The following is an 18,931-nucleotide window of genomic DNA, read 5'->3' as shown; positions in this document are numbered from 1 at the left end:
ATCAGCGGGGAACGTTGTAGGACAGCCATTCGAGGAAGCAGCGATTTTGGCGCGACGCCTTCGTGCTGAGCTGTCGTCCTGTGCCTTAACAGATCCAAAAACGGTAGTTCCGCGGCATCACGCTCCTGTCGCCGCGCCGGGGCACACCGCGGACGATCTCCTGCCTGGGGAGCCAAGCCTCAAGATGTAAGATAGGTCTTTATCGGACTAAATGACGACTGCGTCGCAGATAGGCCACCGATACCCTACTGACAGAGTCGGATATCGGAGAAGTTTATGACCCGTCCTTGCTGGCTGGCCTTACCCGCTCTGGCGCTGGCGCAGCCCGCCGTCGCGCAGGTGCAATCCACCGGCGACCCCGTCGACCAGGACCGCACCGACATCGTCGTCAGCACGGCGGCGGAGCGGCGGGCCGCGGACGGCGGAGCGCTCGGCACGCGGTCGATCCTCGACACGCCGTTTTCGGTGCATGTGGTCGGTGCCGAGGAGTTGGCGGAGCGGCAGGTCAAATCACTTGCCCGCGTCTTCGCGCAGGATGTGTCCGTTGTCGCCAACGGCGACACCTACACGTTCAACGCCTATTCGCAGACCGTGCGCGGCATTCCACTCGACGACTATAATGGCTATCGGATCAACGGCGACCCGTTCTACATGACGACGGTCGAGCTGCCGCTCGAATCCTTCGAGAGCATACGACTGTTGAAGGGGGCATCGGGCTTCCTCTACGGCTTCAACGCGCCGGGCGGGCTGATCGACTATCGGACCAAGCGGTCGACACCAGCGGCCTTCGCCAGCGCGGATATCGGCTCCTCGTCGGACACCATCCTATCGGAACATGTCGATCTCGGCGGCCCGATCGCCGGCGGCTTCGGCTATCGCCTCAATGCAACGCATGAGCGCGGCGAGACGTACAGCGGCTCGCATGTCCAGCGTTATTCGGCTTCGCTCGGCCTCGACACGCGGCTGACCGACGCGCTGACCTGGACCGGCGACCTCATCTATCAGGATCGGCGCATCCGCGGCGGGACGCAGGATTTCTTCATCAATGATCCCGACGCCTATGGCGCCGACCATCTGCCGCGACCGGTGAGCGGACGGACCAATCTGGCCGCTTATCCAGACCTCTTCTTCACCAGCCACGCCTTCTACGGCGGCACCGGCCTCAGTTGGGCGGTGACGCCCCGTTGGACGGCGCACCCCGCCTACAGCAACAGTTTGGATTGGCGGACCTACAAGTCGGAATGGATGTCGCTGACCAATCCGGCGGGCGATTATCAGCCGCTCCTGTCGACCAATCCTCGATCGTGGTCGCGCTACAATCAGGTGCAGCTCTATTAGGAGGGGCATTTCGCGACCGGCGCTATACGCCATCAACTGACGCTAGGGACCAACTGGCAACGGCTAAACAAATATCTGCCGCTGAGCCGCGTCTCCGCGCTGGTCGGGACGGAGAACCTTTATGCGGCGGTGGTACCGATCGCCTATCCGACCGAGTTTACCGGCGGCGTCTATCACAACTATCGTTCAACACAGGGCGGACTATTCGCCAGCGACACGCTGACCCTCGGCCGGGTGTCGCTGATCGCCGGATTGCGCGCCAGCCGCTTCGCCGAGGACCAGATCAGCAAGAAAGGGGTCCACAAGCCTTATGCCAAGACTCCGGTCACGCCGGTCGCCGCGCTGCTCTATCACCCGTGGCAGGACGCGACGCTGTACCTGAGCTACGTCCAGGCGCTGGAGAGCGGGATCACCGTGCCCGATACCTATGTCAATGCGCGCGAGACCCTGCCGCCGGTCAAGTCGCAGCAGGTCGAGGCCGGGATCAAGATCGATCGAGCGGGCTGGTCCGTCTCCGCCGCGGCGTATCGGATCGATCGCGGGGCGCAATATGCCGATGCGGCACGCGTCTATGTCTCCGACGGGCAGCAACGCTACGAGGGGATAGAGGCGGAGGCGCGCGTGTCACTGCCGCTCGGACTGGTGCTGGCGGACAGCATCGCCGTCGAGCGCGCCGTCTATCGCCGCACCGACCCGCTGTTACAGGGTAAGTCGGTCGAGGGCGTGCCCGGCCTGAAGGAGACGGTACAGCTGAGCGAGCAGCCATCGGCTCTGCCCGACCTGAAGGCAACGCTGGAGGCGCAGCACAGCAGCAGCCTGTGGGGCAATGACGTCAACAGCTTCCGCGTCCCGTCGGTGACGTTGGTCAACGCGCGTGTGAGCTATGTGGTGAAGCCGAACGGCACGCCGGTGACGTTGCGCGCCGAGGTCGACAACCTTTCCGACCGTGCGAGCTGGGGGTTCCTCGCCTCCGGCTATGTCTTCGTCCAGCCGCCCCGCACCGTGTTGCTCGGCGCCAGCGTGAAGATCTAGCGCGACACCTGCGTGCCGGGCTGTTCGTCCTCCGCCTCGTCGCTGCGCGGATTGCGGATCGAGGGGCGGAGGCGGGCGAGGCTGCACAGGCCGGCGACGAGCGCGAGACCGGCGGCGATCAGCGGCGGGGTGGCGCCGCCGCCGATGCCGAGCGCCAGCAGTGCGGCGACCAGGGTCGCGCCAGAGGTTTGGCCGACAAGGCGGACGGTGCCGACCAGGCCGCCCGCCGCCGCGGCCCGCTCGCGCGGCGCGGAACCGATGATCAGCCGGGCGTTGGGCGGCAGGAACAGGCCGAAGCCCGAGCCGCACAGCGCCATCCGCCACGCGATGTCGACATAGCCGGGATGCGCCGGGAGCAGGGCGATCAGCACCAGCGCGATGATCGACACCGCCATGCCGATGCCGCCGAGGATGCCGGCCGGAACGCGATCCGAAAGCCAGCCGGCGAGCGGCGCGACGATCATGTTGGTCAGCGGCCAGGGCGCGATCATCGCGCCGACCTCCGCCGCGGCGAAACCGAATTCATGTTGCAGCCGGAAGGGCGTCGACAGCAGCAGCGTCATCGAGGCGGTGAAGGCGGTATAGGCGCCGACCACCGACAGTGCGATCACCGGGCGGCCGAGCAGATCTATCGGTAGGATCGGCTTGGCCTCACCGCGTTCGCGGCGGATAAAAATCGCGCCAATGCCGATGCCGAGTGCAACGATCGCCGCCGAAACGACCGGGCTGTCGCCATGCACGGCGCTTTCCGCGCCGCCGATGACGAGGCCTATCATGCTGGCGCACATGACCGCGCCGAGCACGTCGAACGGCTCGTCGCGCAGCCGCGGCGCGGGCAGCGCCCGGCCGAGCGCGAGGCTGAGGATGGCGAAGGGCACGGCGCTGGCGAAGACCCAGGGCCAGGGCGCGATCGACAGCACCAGGCCGCCGAGCGTCGGCGCCAGTGCGGCCGAACTCGACACCACCACAGAATTGATGCCGAGGCCGCGGCCGAGCTGCTTCGCCGGGTAGATCGACCGGATCAGCGCCGACGAGACGCTGAGCGCCGCCGCCGCGCCCAGCGCCTGCGCCGCCCGCACGACCAGCAGGAACGGTAGGCTTCGCGCAAAGAAGCAGAGCAAGGTGGCGACGGTGAAGACGATCTGGCCGAACTGGTAGGTGCGTTTCAGCCCGAACCGGTCGCCAAGGCCGGCAAAGGGCAGGATCATCATCGCGAGGATGAGCTGATAGACGGTGACCACCGCGACCACCGCACTGCTCGACACGTGCAGGTCGCGCGCGATCGTCGGCAGCGCGACGGTGGCGATGCCGCCGTCGATGATCGTCAACGCGGTTCCGGCGGAAATCGCACCGATCGCCAGATAACGCCGCGGCAGCGGCAGACCGTCTCCGGCGACGGACTGCGGATTGCGCTCACGCCCGTTCGCGGCCAAGCTGGCTGCCTGACCTGGGAGGGACTCCATGCTGTTTCGCGCGTTGCTGATCGCCACCTCGATGCTTGCCGCGGCGCCCGCGCTCGCGCAGAGCAAACCGATGACGAACGATAGCGATCCGTACATCTGGCTTGAGGACAAGGACGGCGCCAAGCCGCTCGCCTGGGTGGAGGCGGAGAATGCCCGCACGCTGCCCCGGCTGCAGCACGATCCGCGCTACCAGACCTTCTACCAACAGGCGCTGGCGATCGCCGCGGCGAAGGACCGGATCCCGATGCCGAGCCAGATGTACGGCCGTATCTACAATTTCTGGCGCGATGCCGATCATCCGCAGGGCATCTGGCGCTGGACCAGCGAGGCCGATTACGCCCGCCCGCAGCCAAATTGGACGACCGTCCTCGACCTCGATGCGCTGTCGAAGGCGGAGGGAAAAAAGTGGGTGTGGAAGGGCGCAACCTGCCTGCAGCCTGAGGAGCGGCTGTGCCTGGTCGCGCTGTCCGAGGGCGGCGAGGACGCGATCAGCTATCGCGAGTTCGACCTGGCCACCGGCCAGTTCGTCGCGAATGGCTTCGCCCTGCCCAAGTCCAAGCAGGGCGCGAGCTGGCTCGACAAGGATACGTTGCTGGTCAGCCGCGATTGGGGCGCGGGGACGATGACCGCGTCGAGCTATCCGTTCGTGGTCAAGATGGTGAAGCGCGGCCAGCCGTTGGACGCGGCGACCGAAATCTATCGCGGCCAGCCGAGCGACCAGCTCGGCACCTATGCCGGGGTGATCACCGACGGCCAGGGTCATCGGCTGGTGGCGATCACGCGGCGCACGACCTTCTTCGGCGGTGAAACCTATGTCTGGACGCCGGCGGGGACGCGCAAGCTCGACATCCCGGCGCGCACCTTCCCGGAAGGCATGGTGCAAGGCCAGGTGCTGTTCCGCACCAGCGACCCGTGGGGCAAGGTGCCGGCCGGGGCGATCGCGTCCGTGCCGCTCGCCGATGTCGAGAGGGGGACGCTGAACCCGACGGTGGTGTTCGCGCCCAATCCGCGCCAGTCGGTCGACGAGGTGGTGACGACCAAGGATCGGCTGGTGCTGATCTACAACGACAACGTCCGCGGGCGGGCGGCGGTCTATACGCCGGGGGAGGGCGGCTGGACGGCGCGGCCGGTGACCCTGCCCGACAATGCGTCGCTGGGCGTAGCGAGCGCCGACGACAAGAGCGACCATGCCTATGTGACGGTCACCGGCTTCCTGACGCCAACCACCCTGCTGCCGCTCGATGCGGCGGCGGCGCGGGCAGGGGCGGCGGTGAAGACGTTGCCGGCGAAGTTCGACGCCACCGGGCTGGTCGTCGAACAGCATGAGGCGACCTCGACCGACGGTACCAAGGTGCCCTATTTCATCGTCCACAAGCAGGGCATCCGCCTCGACGGCAGCACGCCGACGATCATGACCGCCTATGGTGGATTCGAGCTGCCGATGCTGCCGAGCTATTCGGCGATCACCGGCAAATTGTGGCTGGAGCAGGGCGGCTCCTATGTCCTCGCCAACATCCGCGGCGGCGGCGAATTCGGCCCGGCGTGGCACGATGCCGGCCGCAAGACCAAGCGGCAGGTGATCTATGACGACTTCGCCAGCGTCGCCAAGGATCTGTTCGCAAGGCGCCTGACCAGCGCGCAGAAGCTGGGCATCTATGGCGGATCGAACGGCGGCCTGCTGATGGGCGTCGAGTTCAACCAGCATCCCGACCTCTGGAAAGCGGTGACGATCCAAGTGCCGTTGCTCGACATGATCCGCTACGAACAGATTGCGGCGGGCGCATCCTGGGTTGACGAATATGGTTCGGTCTCGGTGCCGGCGGAAAAGGCATTCCTGCAGACCATCTCGCCCTACCAGAACATCAGGAAGGGCGTCGCCTATCCCGAGCCCTATATCTGGACGACGACCAAGGACGACCGGGTCGGCCCGCAGCATGCCCGCAAGTTCGCGGCACGGCTGAAGGAATATCATCTGCCCTATCTGTTCTACGAGGACACGGCGGGCGGCCATTCGGGCGATGCGGACATCGAGCAGGGCGCGCGGCTGCAGGCGCTGCAGATGACCTATTTCGCGCAGAAGCTGCTCGGTCCCGCCAATGGCGGACAGACGGCGTCCAAATAGGTAATGCGGTTCTCGTCACCTCGTCTCAAACCCGGCTGACGACATCGGTTCTCGCCGTCAGTTATCAGCGAGGGTGGGGTTCGGCCCGGACCTCACCCGTGATCCAGCGCTTTGACCAGGTCCGCCTTGGTCATCGTCGAGCGGCCCTTGATGCCGCGCTTCCTCGCTTCTTCGTACAGGTCAGACTTGCTGCGGTGGTCGCGATAGGGGCGGGCCTTGTCGGCGATGTCGTCGGGCTGGGCGGAGAACTGCTTGCCCTTCCTGGTGTCGGCGCGCTTCTTGGCGGTGGTGCGGGCATAGTCCTCGTCGCTCAGCGCCTCGCGGGCCTTCTTCGGCAGATAGCGCTCGCCGGTCTTGCCGCTCTCCGCGCCCGATTTGGTGCCCCAATCCTCCTCGGTCCATTCGTGCAGCGAATTGTGCGGGTCCTTGCCGCCCTTGTAGCCGCCGCCGCGCTTCTTGTATTCGGCAACCGCCATCTGCGCCTTGCGCGCCGACCATTGGCCCTTACGGCCGCCCTTAGCACCGGCGGTGACCTCCGCCTTGACCGTCTCCCATAGTGCGGGATCGGTCTTTTCTGCCGTATCGCTCATCGTCGCGTTCCTTCTCCGATTGCGAACGTTGAACGCAGCGTTGCGTAAAGCGTTCTTGCTGCACTGCAGCGACCTTGGCTAGAGCGATGCCGATGACTGAGCCCCATGCAGGCGAGCCGACCCCCAGCGGCCCGATGCCGACCCTGTTCGAAGCGATCGTCCGGATGCGGGCGATCACCGCCACCTACAATCGCGGTGCGGTGCTGCTCGCCCCGCACATCCTGTTCACGCGCCATGGCGAAATCTATCTGGACGCGGTGACGCTGGAGCGGGACGGCAAGCCGCCGCGCGAGGAGAAGATGGGCACGTTCAAGCTCGACGGCCTCGGCGCGCCGACCATCGTCGAGGATCGGCCATTCTTCCCGAGCACGCTCTACGATCCGGCGCAGGAGAAATATGCCGGCCTGACCTTGCTCGCCGTCGAGCGGGCCTAGACACACCCGACGGCCATCGGTCGGCGATCAGCGGCAGCGGATGTCCGACTGGTTCTGATCGATCGCCTTGCCGGCCAGTGCGCCGGCGGCCCCGCCAAGCAGCGTGCCGACGATGCGGCTGTGGCCGCCGTCGATGACGTTGCCGAGCAGGCCGCCCGCGGCGCCGCCGACGATCAACCCGGTCGTGCCATCGCTGCGACGGCAGTAATAACGGCCGTCGTTACCCGCATAGACGCGCTCGTCCGGGCTCAGCACGCGTTCGCGGTAGCTGGCGCCTGAGCGATAATAGCGGGCCGGATCGTAGCCATTTTCGTAACGATCATCGTCGCCATTGTCGGCATAGCGCGGGTCGTAGCTGCCCGGCACCGGCGCCTGGCGATACCCGCCCGGGCCGGCGTTCGAGCTGTAGCCGCCGCCGCGGGCGGCGCGATAGCGATCGAATTCCGCCCGATAGCGCGCGAGTTCGGCATCGAAGCGGGCCTGTGCGGCGGCGAAGCGGGCATCGTCGGCACCGCTCTGGGCGGCGACCGGCGCGGCCGCCGATGCGAGGACGGTCGCGGCGGCGGCGGTGGCGAGCAAACGGGCGAACATCGGCGTAATCCTCCTCAAACATCCGGCCATACCGGGCGTAAGGTCAATCTACGCAGATCGTGCCTTGGCGGTTCCTGAACGACGCGCCTGCGGCACACCACCGAAGCGCGAAGGGCCGCCGCTGCGCCGCGACGGCCCCCAAGCTTCCGTGCCGACGCGGGTCAGCCGAACGCGACGCGGGTGCTGCCCCGGCGGTAGCGCGCAGCCGCGCCGATCATGCCGAAGCCAATAATCAGCATCGCCCAGGTCGCCGGTTCCGGCACCGCGCCGGTGAGCGGCGAGAAGGTCAGCGATGCCGCGTTGGTGCCGCTGGCGTTGGCGGTGAAGCTGCCGGTGCTGCCGCCCTTCTTGACGATGAACGCCTCGAACGCATGGGCGCCGGCGCTCAGGGTCGAGCCGCTCAGGCTCGAGCCGTTGCCGTTGCTGCCCAGCGTAACGCGGTCGATGATCGTGCCGTCGATCTTCACGAAGCCGGCGATCGGGCTGTTCAGCGGGGTGAAGTTGAAGTCGTAGAAGCCCGTCGTGGCGACGTTGAGCGTTCCGGAAAACAGTTCGGCGGTCCAATTGGCGATCGAGCCGCCGAAGATATCGGGCAGAACATCGATCTGCGACGTCACGCCGGCCGCCTTGTCGGCAGCGGCGCGCAGGTCGGCGAGTTCGGTGCTGCCGAAGCCGGTCGAGCCGTCGTTGGTCAGCTTGACGGTCTTCAGGTCGATGATCGACGCCGCTGAAGCCGGTTGCGCCGCTGCCACTAGCGTTACCGCAGCCGTTGCGGAAAAGAGCAAATATTTCTTCATGTTGGTTCCCCATCCGACGCCGCCCGACGCGACGCCAGGGAAATGTATAAATGGGGACATACTGGATATGAACCATTCGCGGATGAAATCCGTAAAGATTGGATTAAAGTAGGACCGTCTCCACTAGGAAATCACCGAAATATATCCGTACCCAATGCTTTAATTTCTCGGTTTTGAAAGCGTCCTCAAAGGGTTGCAGAAAAACTAGGCAGTTAGACGCTTCAGCCAAAATGAGTAATTTGGTACCGGGTCGCGGGCTTTAGAGGCCCGACTTGTTTGCCTGCCTCAATCACCACTCTTCGTTCCGATAAATCCGCGACGATTCCCGGATGCGTCAATGACCTGCTCACGCCAGCGTGACGAAACTGTCCATGACGCGCTTGCGACCCGCGGTCTCGAAGTCGATCTCGAGCTTGTTGCCTTCGATCTCCGCGATCGCGCCATAGCCGAACTTCTGATGAAAGACGCGCAGGCCCGGTGACAGATCGTCGCGGCCCTTGTTGCCGAGGCTAACGGCGCTCGCGCGGCTCTCGACGATCCGCGTCGGCTGCGTCGTGAAGCTCGATCCGCTGCCGGCGGCGCGTTGCCAGCCGGGGCCGCGCCCCGTGCCGCGCGCGACGTCGGAAAAGGGATCGGCGCGTTCGGACCAGTTGGCGCGCCACAGGCTCTCGCCGCCGGACATGGTCGTCTCGGCATCGATATGCTCGTTGGGCAGTTCGTTGACGAAGCGGCTGGGGATGCTCGACGTCCATTGGCCGTAGATGCGGCGGTTGGCGGCATGGATGATCACCGCCAGTCGCCGCGCTCGTGTGATCGCGACATAGGCGAGGCGGCGTTCCTCCTCGAGGCTTTTGGTCCCGCCCTCGTCGAGCGCGCGCTGCGACGGGAACAGGCCTTCTTCCCAGCCGACCAGGAAGACGGTGTCGAACTCCAGCCCCTTGGCGGCGTGGATCGTCATGATCGTCACCTGCGGGTCCTGGGCACCGCCCTCATTGTCCATGACGAGGCTGACGTGCTCCAGGAACGCGCCGAGCGACTCATATTCCTCCATCGCGCGGACGAGTTCGGACAGATTCTCCAGGCGCCCGGCGGCCTCGACCGACTTCTCCGCCTGCCACATCGCGGTATAGCCGCTCTCGTCGAGCAACTGGCGGGCCAGTTCGGCATGCGGCAGCTCGCGCGCCATGTCGCGCCAGCGTGCGACGTCGCCAACGAGATTGCCGAGCGCGCGGCGCGCCTGTGGCGTCAGCTCGTCGGTGTCGAGGATGCGGGCCGAGGCGACGGTGAGCGGCAGCCCCTCGATTCGGGCGAGCTGGTGGATCTTGGCCAGCGCCTTGTCGCCGAGGCCGCGTTTGGGAACGTTGACGATCCGTTCGAAGGCGAGGTCGTCGGCGGGCTGGTTGACGATGCGCAGATAGGCAAGCGCGTCACGGATTTCGGCGCGTTCGTAGAAGCGGTACCCGCCGACGATTCGATAGGGCAGGCCGATCGCGATAAATCGGTCCTCGAACTCGCGCGTCTGGTGCTGGGCCCGGACGAGAATGGCGATCCGGTCGAGGCTGACGCCGTTGCGGCGCGCCGTTTCGATTTCGTCACCGACGCGGCGTGCTTCCTCCGGTCCGTCCCAGACGCCGATGACGCGGACCTTTTCGCCGACGTCCAGCTCCGTCCACAGCGTCTTGCCCAATCGCCCGCCGTTGTTGGCGATCACGCCGGACGCGGCGCCGAGGATATGCGGGGTCGAGCGGTAATTCTGTTCGAGCTTGATCACCGTCGCGCCGGGAAAATCGCGTTCGAACCGCAGGATGTTCTCGACCTGCGCACCCCGCCACGAATAGATCGACTGGTCGTCGTCGCCGACGCAGGCGATATTCTTGCGCGCCTGAGCGAGCAGTCGCAGCCAGAGATACTGGACGACGTTGGTGTCCTGATATTCGTCGACCATGATGTACCGGAACCGCTCTTGATACAGGCGCAGCACGTCGGCATGCGTCTTCAGGATGGTCAGCATGTGCAGCAGCAGATCGCCGAAGTCGCAGGCGTTGAGCGCCTTCAGCCGCTGCTGATATTGCGCGTACAGCTCGCCGCCGCGGCCGTTGGCGAAACGCTCGCTCTCGGCGGCGCCGATATCGGCGGGGACGAGCCCCTTGTTCTTCCAGTCGTCGATCAGTCCGGCGAGACTGCGCGCGGGGAAACGCTTCTCGTCGAGATCGGCCGCGACGATCAGCTGCTTGAGCAGCCGGAGCTGGTCGTCGGTGTCGAGGATGGTGAAATTGCTCTGCAGACCGACCAGTTCGGCATGGCGGCGCAGCATCTTGGCGCCGATCGCGTGGAAGGTGCCGAGCCACGGCATGCCCTCCACCGCTTCGCCGACCAGCCGGCCGACGCGCTCGCGCATCTCGCGCGCCGCCTTGTTGGTGAAGGTGACCGCGAGAATTTCAGAGGGATAGGCCTTGCGCGTCCACAGCAGGTGGGCGAGCCGCGCGGTCAAGGCCGCCGTCTTGCCGGTGCCGGCACCGGCTAGCATCAGCACGGGCCCCTCGGTGGTCAGCACCGCCTCGCGCTGGGGCGGGTTCAGGCCCTTGAGATAGGGCGGATCTTGCAGGGATTGCGCAGCATCGGTCACCGGCGAACAGGTAGGGAACGCGGCAAGCGGAGGCAAGCCGCATCGCAATGGTGCGCTGCAACATAGCTGTCGCCGATGCGTCGCTTGGGCGACACGGATCGCGCCTATCGGCGCCTTGCCGGAGCGCAGGCCGGCCCCGACCAGCCGGTCCGGCAGAGACGCGGCGCGGGGTGCGACCCGATACGGCGCGAGCTATTGCAGGAGTATCACCATGAAGAGCCTGATCCGCGTCGCTTCGGCGTCGCTCCTTCTGTCGTGCCTGAGCATCGGCACGGTAGCTGCCGATCCCGAGCGGGAAACCGTTTCGGCACGAGTCTCGACCAAGGGGCTGAACCTCAACAACCCGAAACATCGGGCGATACTGGACGCGCGGGTCATGCGGGCCGCCGCCTGGGCCTGCGCGCCATATGGCGCCGACGTCGCGGCGCAGCGCGATGCCGAACATTGCCGCGCCGAGATGCGCGAGAGTGGCCACACGGCCGTCGCGACGCTGGTCGGGCACCAGGCGGTGCGGCTCGCCAGTCTTTCCTCGTCGGCGGAGGTCGTCAGCGCCCGATGATGGGGTAATCGCCGCCGGGCGATCGTCCTCCCTGAACTACGGGGCAGCCGTAATCGGCTGCCCCGTAGTTCAGGGAGGACCGGTCGACAGGGAGGCGACCGGACGTCGCACCCACAGGGGGAAGAAGGGCCGCGACGAGGATCGCTCTAGGCAGCGATTGTTGCGCGAAGATGTCATGGCGTGACCGGTGGCGGATTTGTTATGACGGCGGTGAGATCTCCCCATCTGTTTCCGAAGGCCTCCCGCAGGCATTATTGTAAATGCTGATGTAGCGCTGCTGGGGGCGCGCACGTGGGAGAGCGGTCGAGGGCGTTGCCACTGTGCATAGTCCGCTGCTGGAAAGGCGCGCCATGACCATACGTCTAGGCGCCGCAGCTCGAGCGAAGGTGCGTCTCGCGATATACTGACCGTTGCCTCTCGCAGACGACGAGCAATATTCATTCGGTCGCCGACCCGCCGCTCCTGGCGTGAGCGGCTTGCCACGCCGCCGCTTTGCCAAGCGTCGCACGCGGCCTATCAGGGTGGCATGCAGGCTCCGTCTCCTCGTCGCATCCTGACCGCCAGCCTCGTCGGCACGGCGGTCGAATTCTACGACTTCTATATCTACGCGACCGCAGCGGCACTGGTGTTTCCGGCGCTGTTCTTTCCCGGCGAAAGCCCGGCGGCGCGGCAGTTGCTCAGCTTCGCGACCTTCGCAGTGGCCTTCTTCGCCCGGCCGATCGGGGCGGCGGTATTCGGCCATTTCGGCGATCGCATCGGCCGCAAGTCGACGCTGGTCGCCAGCCTGATGCTGATGGGCGGATCGACCGTCGCCATCGCCTTCCTGCCGACCTACGCTCAGATCGAGCGCATCGCTCCGCAGATGGGCTGGCTCGCGCCCTTGCTGCTTTGCCTGCTCCGCCTCGGCCAGGGTCTGGGCCTGGGTGGCGAATGGGGCGGTGCGGCGCTGCTGGCCGTCGAGAATGCTCCGCCGCATCGCCGCAACACCTGGGGGATGTTCCCGCCGCTCGGCGCGCCGGTCGGGTTCATCATGGCAAACGGACTGTTCCTGCTGATCGGCCTCGGGCTGGACGAAGCGGCGTTCCGAAGCTGGGGCTGGCGGCTGCCCTTCCTGGTCAGCGCGGTGCTGGTGATGCTCGGCCTGTGGGTTCGCCTCAAGCTGACCGAGACGCCCGCCTTCGTCGAGGCGGCCAAGGCGGAGGCTCTGCCGAAGGTGCCGATCGCCACGCTGCTGTCCGGCCACGGCCGTGCGCTGGTGGCGGGGACGGGGGGCGTGATCGCCTGTTTCGCGCTCTTCTATCTCGCGACCGCCTTCACCTTGAGCTACGGCACCGCCACGCTGCGCTATGGGCGGGAAGCCTTGCTGGCGTGCGAATTGGTCGCGATCCTGTTCCTCGCCGGCGGGGTGATCGTCGCCAGCGTGCTTGCCGACCGCCATGGCGCGCGGCCGATGCTGATGCTCGGCTTCGGCGGCTGCATCGTCGCGGGGCTGCTGATGGGGCCGATGCTCGGCGCGGGCTCCCTGGCGATCGTCTTCGCCTGGCTGGCCTTTGCCCTGTTCGTGATGGGCTTCGCCTATGGACCGCTCGGCGGCTGGCTGCCCGAGCTGTTCCCGGCGGGGGTGCGCTACACCGGCGTGTCGATGACCTTCAACCTGGGCGGGATCATCGGCGGCGCGCTGGCGCCGATCGCCGCACAGATGCTGGCGACGCACGGTCTTTGGTGGATCGGACTGTATCTCGTCGGAGCTGGCCTGCTCAGCCTCGCCGGCATGGCGCTGCTGCCGCGTGGCGTCAGGATTCCGCGCGCAACAGGGTGAGCCGTGCCTTGCCGTGGACGCGGGTCGCATCGATGGTGAAGCCCGCCACGGCGATTTCCTCGGCCTTGGCGGTCTCGACGCTGATCCAGGTCGCCGGGCCGGCCCAGCCGAGCCGCGCCAGCTTGTCGAGCGCGACCGCGCCCGCTCCGGTGCCATAAGGCGGGTCCATCATGATCAGGTCGAGCGGCGCTCGCGCCGGGCCGAGTGCCATCACCGACGACGCGCGGACATCGCCACGCGCGCCGAGCTTGGCGAGATTGGCCTTGAGCGCATCGAGCGCGGCGCGATCCTGTTCGACGAACAGGCACGATCCGGCGCCGCGCGACAGCGCCTCGATACCCAATGCGCCGGAGCCGGCGAAGAGATCCGCGACGGCGAGTCCTTCGAAGCTGCCGAGCCGGCTGGCCAGCATCGAGAACAAGGCCTCGCGCGTGCGATCGGCGGTCGGGCGCGTCGCGTCACCCTTCGGTGCGACCAGCGGACGGCCGCGCCAGGTGCCGGCGATCACCCTCATGCCTTGCCTCCACGCGGACGGCGCGGTCCGCCACCGGACGGGCTGCCGCTGCCGGGGCTGCCGGAACGGGGACGGTTGCCGCCGGGGCGGGGTGACCGCGGGCCATCGCCCGGGCGCGATGGTCGGCCACGCTGCTCGCCGGTGCCGGGCCGCGCCGCGCGGCAATCGCCCGCAACCTCCGCTCGTGCCGGGCGGTTGCGCTCGCCCTCGGCAGCCGACCTTGCCGGACGCGTCCGCTCGGAAGCCGCATTCGCTCCCGCCGGGCGAGTACGGTCATCACCACTGGCGCGCGAAAAGCGCGGGCGTTCCGAGCCGTCGCGGGGCACCTGGGTACGGGTCCGGCCGGCCTGCCCGTCGCGGGGGGATGCGGCGCGAGCCGGCTGCGGGCGGGTCGTCCCGCTCGCGGCTGTCGGTCGGGCCGCCCCGTCGGACCGGGCGCGGCTGCGGGCGGCACGATCGACGGTCGGCGCGCTGCGAAACCCGGGACGCGGCTCCGCGGTCACCGTCACGAACGATTCGTCCGGCACACCGCCCTTCAGCGTGCGGCGGAAGGCGACCAATTCGTGCTGCTTGACCTCGCCGACCTCGCCGACCGGCAGGTCGCCGAGCACGAAGGGGCCGTAGCGGATGCGGATCAGCCGGCCGACCTGCAAGCCGAGGTGTTCGAGGACGCGGCGCACCTCGCGATTCTTGCCCTCGGTCAGCGTCATCTCGATCCAGACGTTGGCGCCGGTCCGCCGCTCGATATTGGCGTCGATCGAGCCATAGCGAACCCCCTCGATCTCGATACCGTCGGCGAGATCCTCGAGCTGTGCCTGAGTGATGTTGCCATAGGCACGGACGCGATAGGTGCGCTCCACCCCGGTCGCCGGCAGTTCGAGCTGACGCTTGAAGCCGCCGTCGGTGGTCAGCAGCAGCAGCCCTTCGGTGTTGAGGTCGAGCCGGCCGACCGGCACCAGCCGCGGCAGGTCGTGCGGCAAGCGGTCGTAGATCGTCGGCCGTCCGCGCGAATCGCGTTCGGTGACGAGCAGGCCGGTGGGCTTGTGGAAGAGGAACAGTCGGGTCGGCTCCGGCGCCGCGACCGGGTTGCCGTCGACGGTGATCCCCTTCAGCGAGGTCAGCACGGTCGCCGGCGTGTCGATCACCACGCCGTCGCGGGCGACGCGCCCGTCGGCGATCATGCGCTCGACTTCGCGACGCGACGCAATGCCGGCACGGGCGAGGAGCTTGGCGATGCGATCGCCGCGGGACGAACCGGAGGTGGGGGCCATGCGGCGGCTCATAACGCGATCCCACTTATGTTGCGAAATATTTGCGACCGAACCGGCCAACGCGCGTTAAGTCGCGCAGGCGTAACGAAATGAACGCCGCGCGGAGCGGGTGGATGTTGTTCGGGAAGAAGAAGCGACGGATCGTGCGGCTGCTCGTCGTCGAGGATGAACCGCTGGTCGCCTTCGACACGGAGCATTTCCTTACCGACGCTGGCTATGAGATCGTCGCGACGGTCGACCGGGTCGCGCAGGCGGTCGAGCTGATCGCCTCGGGCACGGCCCTCGATCTGGTCTTGGTCGACGTCAGCCTGGCGGACGGCTCCGGCCTCGACGTCGCGCGGGCGGCGGCAGAGCATAACGTCCATGTGCTGTTCGTCACCGGCAATTGCCCGGTGGAGGCGGCGACGCTCGCTGCCGGCTGCCTCGCCAAACCCTATGCACAGCGCGACCTGATCGGCGCGATCGCCGCGATCGAGACCCATCTCGACGGCCGCAAGCCGCGCAAGCTTCCCAACGGCTTCCGCCTGTTCGTCGGCATGGACGCCTGATCGCTCCATTCACCACATGGACTTGGTCGCGGCATCCGCTCTATGCCGGGGGCCGGTTTGGGGCGGGGTGGTGCCTGAATGGATCAGTTGCAGTCGCGGACATGGTGGGACGGCGTCAGGCCGTACATGGAGCGTGGGCCGATCGCCGCGCTGGCGCTGGGTCTGTCGTCCGGCTTTCCCTATGCGATGATCGGCGCGACGCTGACGACGCGGCTGGCGCAGGACGGCATCGACAAGAAGACGGTGACGGCATTCAGCCTCGCCTTCCTGGTCTACAATCTCAAGTTCCTGTGGGCCTGGGTGGTCGACGGCGTCCGGCTGCCAGTGATCGGCCGACTGGGCCAGCGCGTATCGTGGCTGCTCGTCGCCGGTGTCCTGGTCATCGCCGCCGTGGTCCATCTCGCGCTGGTCGATCCGCGGGAGGATATCGCCGCGACGGCGCTTGCCGCGATCCTGGTCGGCGCCGCCGGCGCGACCTTCGACATCGTCATCGACGCGTATCGTATCGAGATGCTGGAGCCGCGCCAACTCGGCGTCGGCTCGGGGATGAGCCAATATGGCTGGCGCATTGGCTCCGCCGGCGCCGGTGCGCTGGCGCTGATCGTCGCCGAACGGTTCGGCTGGTCGGCGGCCTATATCGCCTGTGCGATCTTCGCGCTGCCGGCGATGCTCTGCGGTATCAGCTTCGGTGAGCCGGAACGGTATCGCGAGCCCGTCGCACGGCGCGGGATCGGCGAGGCGGCGCGCGCCGTCTGGGGGCCGTTCGTGCAGTTCTTCACGCGACCCGGCGCGTTCCTCGTCCTCACGTTCATCTTGATCCACAAGGTCGGTGACACGCTTGCGAATCTGACCTTCCGCCTGCTGTTCGACGATCTCAAATTCACCGGCGACGAAATCGCCTTCTACGACGTCTTCGTCGGCTTCCTGGCCTATCTGATCGGTATCTTCATCGGCGGCGTGCTCTATGCCCGGCTCGGGCTGAAGCGGTCGGTGCTGATCGCACTGGTGCTGATGGCGGTGTCGAACCTCAGTTTCGCCTTGCTCGCCGCGGCGGGACATTCGAACCTCGGCATGGCCGGCGCGATCGGGTTCGAAAATATCGCCAGCGGCTATGGCGGGGTGGTGGTCATCGCCTATTTTTCGGCCCTGTGCGACCTGCGCTTCACCGCGGCGCAATTCGCGCTGATCTCCGCCGCGGCGAGCATCCTCGGCCGGATCGTCACGGGAACGACCGCCGGCGCGCTGATCGAGGCGCTGGGCTATGTCGATTTCTACCTGCTGACGGCCGTCTTGGCGATGCCCGGCGTACTGCTGTTCTGGTGGATGAGCCGGACGGGGCTGGTCGACCGATCGATCGGCAGCGCGGGCATCGACGGGCCGGGCGACGCGCGGGCGGGGGAGCCCGCCGCCTAGACGCAGATCGGGCGACCCTCGTCGGCGAAGCTAGCGGCGACCGCTGCGGCACTGGCTAGGACGCCATCGACCCGCCGCATCGCGAGCAGGTCGGCGAGCAGCAGGCGCGCGACCTCGGACCCCGTCTCGACCCGCGCGACGATGGTCAGCAGCGCGCGTTCGGCGGCGGTCATGCGGGCGCAGCAGCATGGCGCGATCGCGATCGTGTCCGCCGCCGTGCCGGCAAGATCCGCCATCAGCGCGCGCAGCAGCACCAACGGGCGCTGAAACGCCTCGCCGAAGGCACTGAACAGCGCATGGGCGGCGCGCGCATCGGCGAGGCCATGAGCACCCATCCTTCGGATCGCAAACAGCGCCAGCCGCGCGTTCGGGCAGGCGGGCAGCGTATGCGGCAAGGGATGGAGCGTGGTGCTGACGTCGGACATTCTGCGACTCCTCTGAGCGAGCCGCATCGTCCGCGATCCGCTATTGCAAGTCAATCGCAGTGATAGCGTCAGTCCGGCGCTTCATCGTTCAAGCGCAACGCGATGCCGGCGAGGTACAGCGACCCGGCGATCAGCACCACGGCATCGTCGCGAATCATGCCGAGTGCCGCGGGCAGATCGGCGGCGGTATCAGCGGGCAGACCCAGGCTGGCCGCGTGTGCCGAAAGGCGGGCGGGTGGATGACTGTCGTGCCCCGGCACCGGCACGGCGATCATGCGGGAGGCATGCGGCGCGAGCAGGCGCAGCACGCCGTCCGCATCCTTGTTGGACAGCAGTCCGGCGACCAGCACCACCGGTCGGCCGCGCGCGATGCCGTCGAGCGCCCGGGCAACGGGTTGCGCCGCGGAGGGATTATGCGCGCCGTCCAGCCATAATTCGCTGGCGGGGGTCAGCAGGGCGTGTAGCGGACCGTTGCCGAGGCGCTGCATCCGCGCCGGCCATTGCGCCCAGTCGGCGGCGGCGCGCATCGCCGCTTCGGGCACGGTGACGGCGCCCTGGTGACGCAGCATCGCGATCGCCAGGGCGTAATTGCGGGTCTGATGCGGCCCGACCAATCGCGGCCGTGGTGCGACGAGCGCGAAGCCGGTGTCGCGATAGCGGATCGTCGTCCGTGCGCTCTCGCTCCACCATTGCCGATGCCGCGCGATCACCGGCGCGCCGACCGCGGCCGCCGCCGCCTCGACCCGCTCCCGGGCGGGGCGGGCGTAATTCATCGTCACCAGCGGCACGCCGGGCTTGGCGATCCCGGCCTTCTCCGCGGCGATTCCGGCGAGCTGGTTGCCGAGAAAGGCTTCGTGATCGAGGCCGAGCGCGGCGATGCCGGTTACCACCGGCGTGCGGATCACGTTGGTTGCATCGAGCCGGCCGCCGAGCCCGACCTCGACGATCGTTGCCGCTGCAGGGGCGCGGGCGAAGGCGAGAAAGGCGGCGGCAGTGGTGACTTCGAAGAAGCTGGCGCCGATGCCGTCGGCATGTTCCAGGACCTCGGTGAGCAGCGCGGCGAGCGTCGCGTCGTCGACCAGCCGGCCGCCGATCCGGATCCGTTCGTTGAAGCGGACCAGATGCGGGCTGGTGAAGACATGGACGCGATGGCCCGCCGCCTCCATCGCCGCGCGCAGGAAGGCGCAGGTCGACCCCTTGCCGTTGGTGCCGGCGACGTGGAAGACCGGCGGCATCGCATCCTGCGGATCGCCGAGTCGAGCAAGCAGCCGCGTGATCCGTTCCAGCCCAAGCACGTCCGCACCGGGCGACAGCGCCGCGAGGCGGTCGAGCTGCGCCTGGACGGCGGGATCGGAAGACATCGCGTGATCGGGCATCGCCACCCCTCCC

At 67.4% G+C, this 18,931-nt stretch carries 17 protein-coding genes; 8 read left to right on the top strand and 9 right to left on the bottom strand.

Annotated elements, in window-relative coordinates:
* Positions 1-276: 276 nt before the first annotated feature.
* Together ACU5AX_RS03080 and ACU5AX_RS03075 are read left to right on the top strand one after the other, a co-directional pair.
* A complete protein-coding gene (locus ACU5AX_RS03080) occupies positions 277-1,338 on the top strand; it encodes a TonB-dependent receptor plug domain-containing protein (protein ID WP_446689621.1) in 1,062 nt (353 codons plus the stop codon).
* 24 nt (positions 1,339-1,362) lie between these two features.
* The gene (locus tag ACU5AX_RS03075; RefSeq protein WP_446690454.1) at positions 1,363-2,370 is read left to right on the top strand and encodes a TonB-dependent siderophore receptor; all 1,008 of its coding nucleotides are present in this window, start codon (positions 1,363-1,365) and stop codon (positions 2,368-2,370) included.
* Here the strand turns inward: ACU5AX_RS03075 and ACU5AX_RS03070 are convergent.
* Positions 2,367-3,803, bottom strand: coding sequence for an MFS transporter (locus ACU5AX_RS03070; protein ID WP_446689620.1), 1,437 nt, complete (start codon positions 3,801-3,803; stop codon positions 2,367-2,369). The genes ACU5AX_RS03075 and ACU5AX_RS03070 overlap by 4 nt on opposite strands.
* Positions 3,804-3,831: 28 nt before the next feature.
* Here ACU5AX_RS03070 and ACU5AX_RS03065 point away from each other — a divergent pair, with 28 nt between their 5' ends.
* On the top strand, positions 3,832-5,955 hold the full coding sequence (locus tag ACU5AX_RS03065; protein ID WP_446689619.1) for a prolyl oligopeptidase family serine peptidase: 2,124 nt from the start codon (positions 3,832-3,834) through the stop codon (positions 5,953-5,955).
* Positions 5,956-6,047: 92 nt separating this feature from the next.
* Here ACU5AX_RS03065 and ACU5AX_RS03060 read toward each other — a convergent pair whose 3' ends face one another.
* The gene (locus ACU5AX_RS03060; protein WP_446689618.1) at positions 6,048-6,545 is read right to left on the bottom strand and encodes a DUF5872 domain-containing protein; all 498 of its coding nucleotides are present in this window, start codon (positions 6,543-6,545) and stop codon (positions 6,048-6,050) included.
* A 92-nt stretch (positions 6,546-6,637) separates the two neighbouring features.
* Between ACU5AX_RS03060 and ACU5AX_RS03055 the strand changes: the two genes are divergently transcribed.
* Positions 6,638-6,979 (top strand): hypothetical protein, encoded by a 342-nt coding sequence (locus ACU5AX_RS03055; RefSeq protein ID WP_446689617.1) that lies wholly within the window; start codon positions 6,638-6,640, stop codon positions 6,977-6,979.
* Between the two features lie 27 nt (positions 6,980-7,006).
* Here ACU5AX_RS03055 and ACU5AX_RS03050 read toward each other — a convergent pair whose 3' ends face one another.
* From ACU5AX_RS03050 to ACU5AX_RS03040, 3 genes are all read right to left on the bottom strand, one after another.
* The gene (locus ACU5AX_RS03050) at positions 7,007-7,570 is read right to left on the bottom strand and encodes a glycine zipper 2TM domain-containing protein (protein WP_446689616.1); all 564 of its coding nucleotides are present in this window, start codon (positions 7,568-7,570) and stop codon (positions 7,007-7,009) included.
* 161 nt (positions 7,571-7,731) lie between these two features.
* The gene (locus ACU5AX_RS03045) at positions 7,732-8,367 is read right to left on the bottom strand and encodes a PEPxxWA-CTERM sorting domain-containing protein (RefSeq protein WP_446689615.1); all 636 of its coding nucleotides are present in this window, start codon (positions 8,365-8,367) and stop codon (positions 7,732-7,734) included.
* A gap of 346 nt (positions 8,368-8,713) precedes the next feature.
* Entirely contained in the window at positions 8,714-10,993 is a 2,280-nt protein-coding gene (locus ACU5AX_RS03040; protein ID WP_446689614.1) for an ATP-dependent helicase, read from the bottom strand.
* Positions 10,994-11,204: 211 nt separating this feature from the next.
* Here ACU5AX_RS03040 and ACU5AX_RS03035 point away from each other — a divergent pair, with 211 nt between their 5' ends.
* Positions 11,205-11,552: a UrcA family protein gene (locus ACU5AX_RS03035; protein WP_446689613.1), complete on the top strand. Its 348-nt coding sequence runs from the start codon at positions 11,205-11,207 to the stop codon at positions 11,550-11,552.
* Between the two features lie 526 nt (positions 11,553-12,078).
* Positions 12,079-13,371, top strand: a complete 1,293-nt coding sequence (locus ACU5AX_RS03030) for an MFS transporter (protein ID WP_446689612.1) — start codon at positions 12,079-12,081, stop codon at positions 13,369-13,371.
* Here the strand turns inward: ACU5AX_RS03030 and rsmD are convergent.
* Both rsmD and ACU5AX_RS03020 read right to left on the bottom strand, forming a co-directional pair.
* Positions 13,346-13,885: a 16S rRNA (guanine(966)-N(2))-methyltransferase RsmD gene (gene rsmD, locus ACU5AX_RS03025; protein WP_198352803.1), complete on the bottom strand. Its 540-nt coding sequence runs from the start codon at positions 13,883-13,885 to the stop codon at positions 13,346-13,348. The genes ACU5AX_RS03030 and rsmD overlap by 26 nt on opposite strands.
* Complete coding sequence (locus tag ACU5AX_RS03020; RefSeq protein ID WP_446689611.1) at positions 13,882-15,156, bottom strand: pseudouridine synthase; 1,275 nt, start codon at positions 15,154-15,156, stop codon at positions 13,882-13,884. Before ACU5AX_RS03020 ends, rsmD begins: the two co-directional genes overlap by 4 nt.
* Before the next feature lie 113 nt (positions 15,157-15,269).
* On the opposite strand from ACU5AX_RS03020, the gene ACU5AX_RS03015 reads away from it, so the two are divergent.
* Together ACU5AX_RS03015 and ACU5AX_RS03010 are read left to right on the top strand one after the other, a co-directional pair.
* The gene (locus tag ACU5AX_RS03015) at positions 15,270-15,704 is read left to right on the top strand and encodes a response regulator (RefSeq protein ID WP_446689610.1); all 435 of its coding nucleotides are present in this window, start codon (positions 15,270-15,272) and stop codon (positions 15,702-15,704) included.
* Positions 15,705-15,782: 78 nt separating this feature from the next.
* Positions 15,783-17,117 carry an AmpG family muropeptide MFS transporter gene (locus ACU5AX_RS03010; protein WP_446689609.1) on the top strand — a complete coding sequence of 445 codons (1,335 nt, stop codon included), beginning with the start codon at positions 15,783-15,785 and terminating at the stop codon, positions 17,115-17,117.
* Here the strand turns inward: ACU5AX_RS03010 and ACU5AX_RS03005 are convergent.
* Both ACU5AX_RS03005 and ACU5AX_RS03000 read right to left on the bottom strand, forming a co-directional pair.
* A complete protein-coding gene (locus ACU5AX_RS03005; protein ID WP_198352807.1) occupies positions 17,114-17,542 on the bottom strand; it encodes a DUF6628 family protein in 429 nt (142 codons plus the stop codon). The genes ACU5AX_RS03010 and ACU5AX_RS03005 overlap by 4 nt on opposite strands.
* A 68-nt stretch (positions 17,543-17,610) precedes the next feature.
* Positions 17,611-18,918, bottom strand: coding sequence for a bifunctional folylpolyglutamate synthase/dihydrofolate synthase (locus ACU5AX_RS03000; protein ID WP_446689608.1), 1,308 nt, complete (start codon positions 18,916-18,918; stop codon positions 17,611-17,613).
* Positions 18,919-18,931: the final 13 nt, after the last annotated feature.

Source organism: Sphingomonas benefaciens, assembly GCF_052907485.1.
The sequence above is the reverse complement of the archived record's forward strand: the minus strand, read 5'-3'. Positions and strand labels throughout refer to the sequence as shown.

Bases quoted from the DNA above. Each gene is read 5' to 3' on its own strand.
- ACU5AX_RS03080 (WP_446689621.1), top strand. From the start codon at position 277: ATGACCCGTCCTTGCTGGCTGGCCTTACCCGCTCTGGCGCTGGCGCAG.
- ACU5AX_RS03065 (WP_446689619.1), top strand. From the start codon at position 3,832: ATGCTGTTTCGCGCGTTGCTGATCGCCACCTCGATGCTTGCCGCGGCG.
- ACU5AX_RS03060 (WP_446689618.1), bottom strand. From the start codon at position 6,545: ATGAGCGATACGGCAGAAAAGACCGATCCCGCACTATGGGAGACGGTC.
- ACU5AX_RS03055 (WP_446689617.1), top strand. From the start codon at position 6,638: ATGACTGAGCCCCATGCAGGCGAGCCGACCCCCAGCGGCCCGATGCCG.
- ACU5AX_RS03050 (WP_446689616.1), bottom strand. From the start codon at position 7,570: ATGTTCGCCCGTTTGCTCGCCACCGCCGCCGCCGCGACCGTCCTCGCA.
- ACU5AX_RS03045 (WP_446689615.1), bottom strand. From the start codon at position 8,367: ATGAAGAAATATTTGCTCTTTTCCGCAACGGCTGCGGTAACGCTAGTG.
- ACU5AX_RS03035 (WP_446689613.1), top strand. From the start codon at position 11,205: ATGAAGAGCCTGATCCGCGTCGCTTCGGCGTCGCTCCTTCTGTCGTGC.
- ACU5AX_RS03030 (WP_446689612.1), top strand. From the start codon at position 12,079: ATGCAGGCTCCGTCTCCTCGTCGCATCCTGACCGCCAGCCTCGTCGGC.
- rsmD (WP_198352803.1), bottom strand. From the start codon at position 13,885: ATGAGGGTGATCGCCGGCACCTGGCGCGGCCGTCCGCTGGTCGCACCG.
- ACU5AX_RS03020 (WP_446689611.1), bottom strand. From the start codon at position 15,156: ATGGCCCCCACCTCCGGTTCGTCCCGCGGCGATCGCATCGCCAAGCTC.
- ACU5AX_RS03015 (WP_446689610.1), top strand. From the start codon at position 15,270: ATGTTGTTCGGGAAGAAGAAGCGACGGATCGTGCGGCTGCTCGTCGTC.
- ACU5AX_RS03010 (WP_446689609.1), top strand. From the start codon at position 15,783: ATGGATCAGTTGCAGTCGCGGACATGGTGGGACGGCGTCAGGCCGTAC.
- ACU5AX_RS03005 (WP_198352807.1), bottom strand. From the start codon at position 17,542: ATGTCCGACGTCAGCACCACGCTCCATCCCTTGCCGCATACGCTGCCC.
- ACU5AX_RS03000 (WP_446689608.1), bottom strand. From the start codon at position 18,918: ATGCCCGATCACGCGATGTCTTCCGATCCCGCCGTCCAGGCGCAGCTC.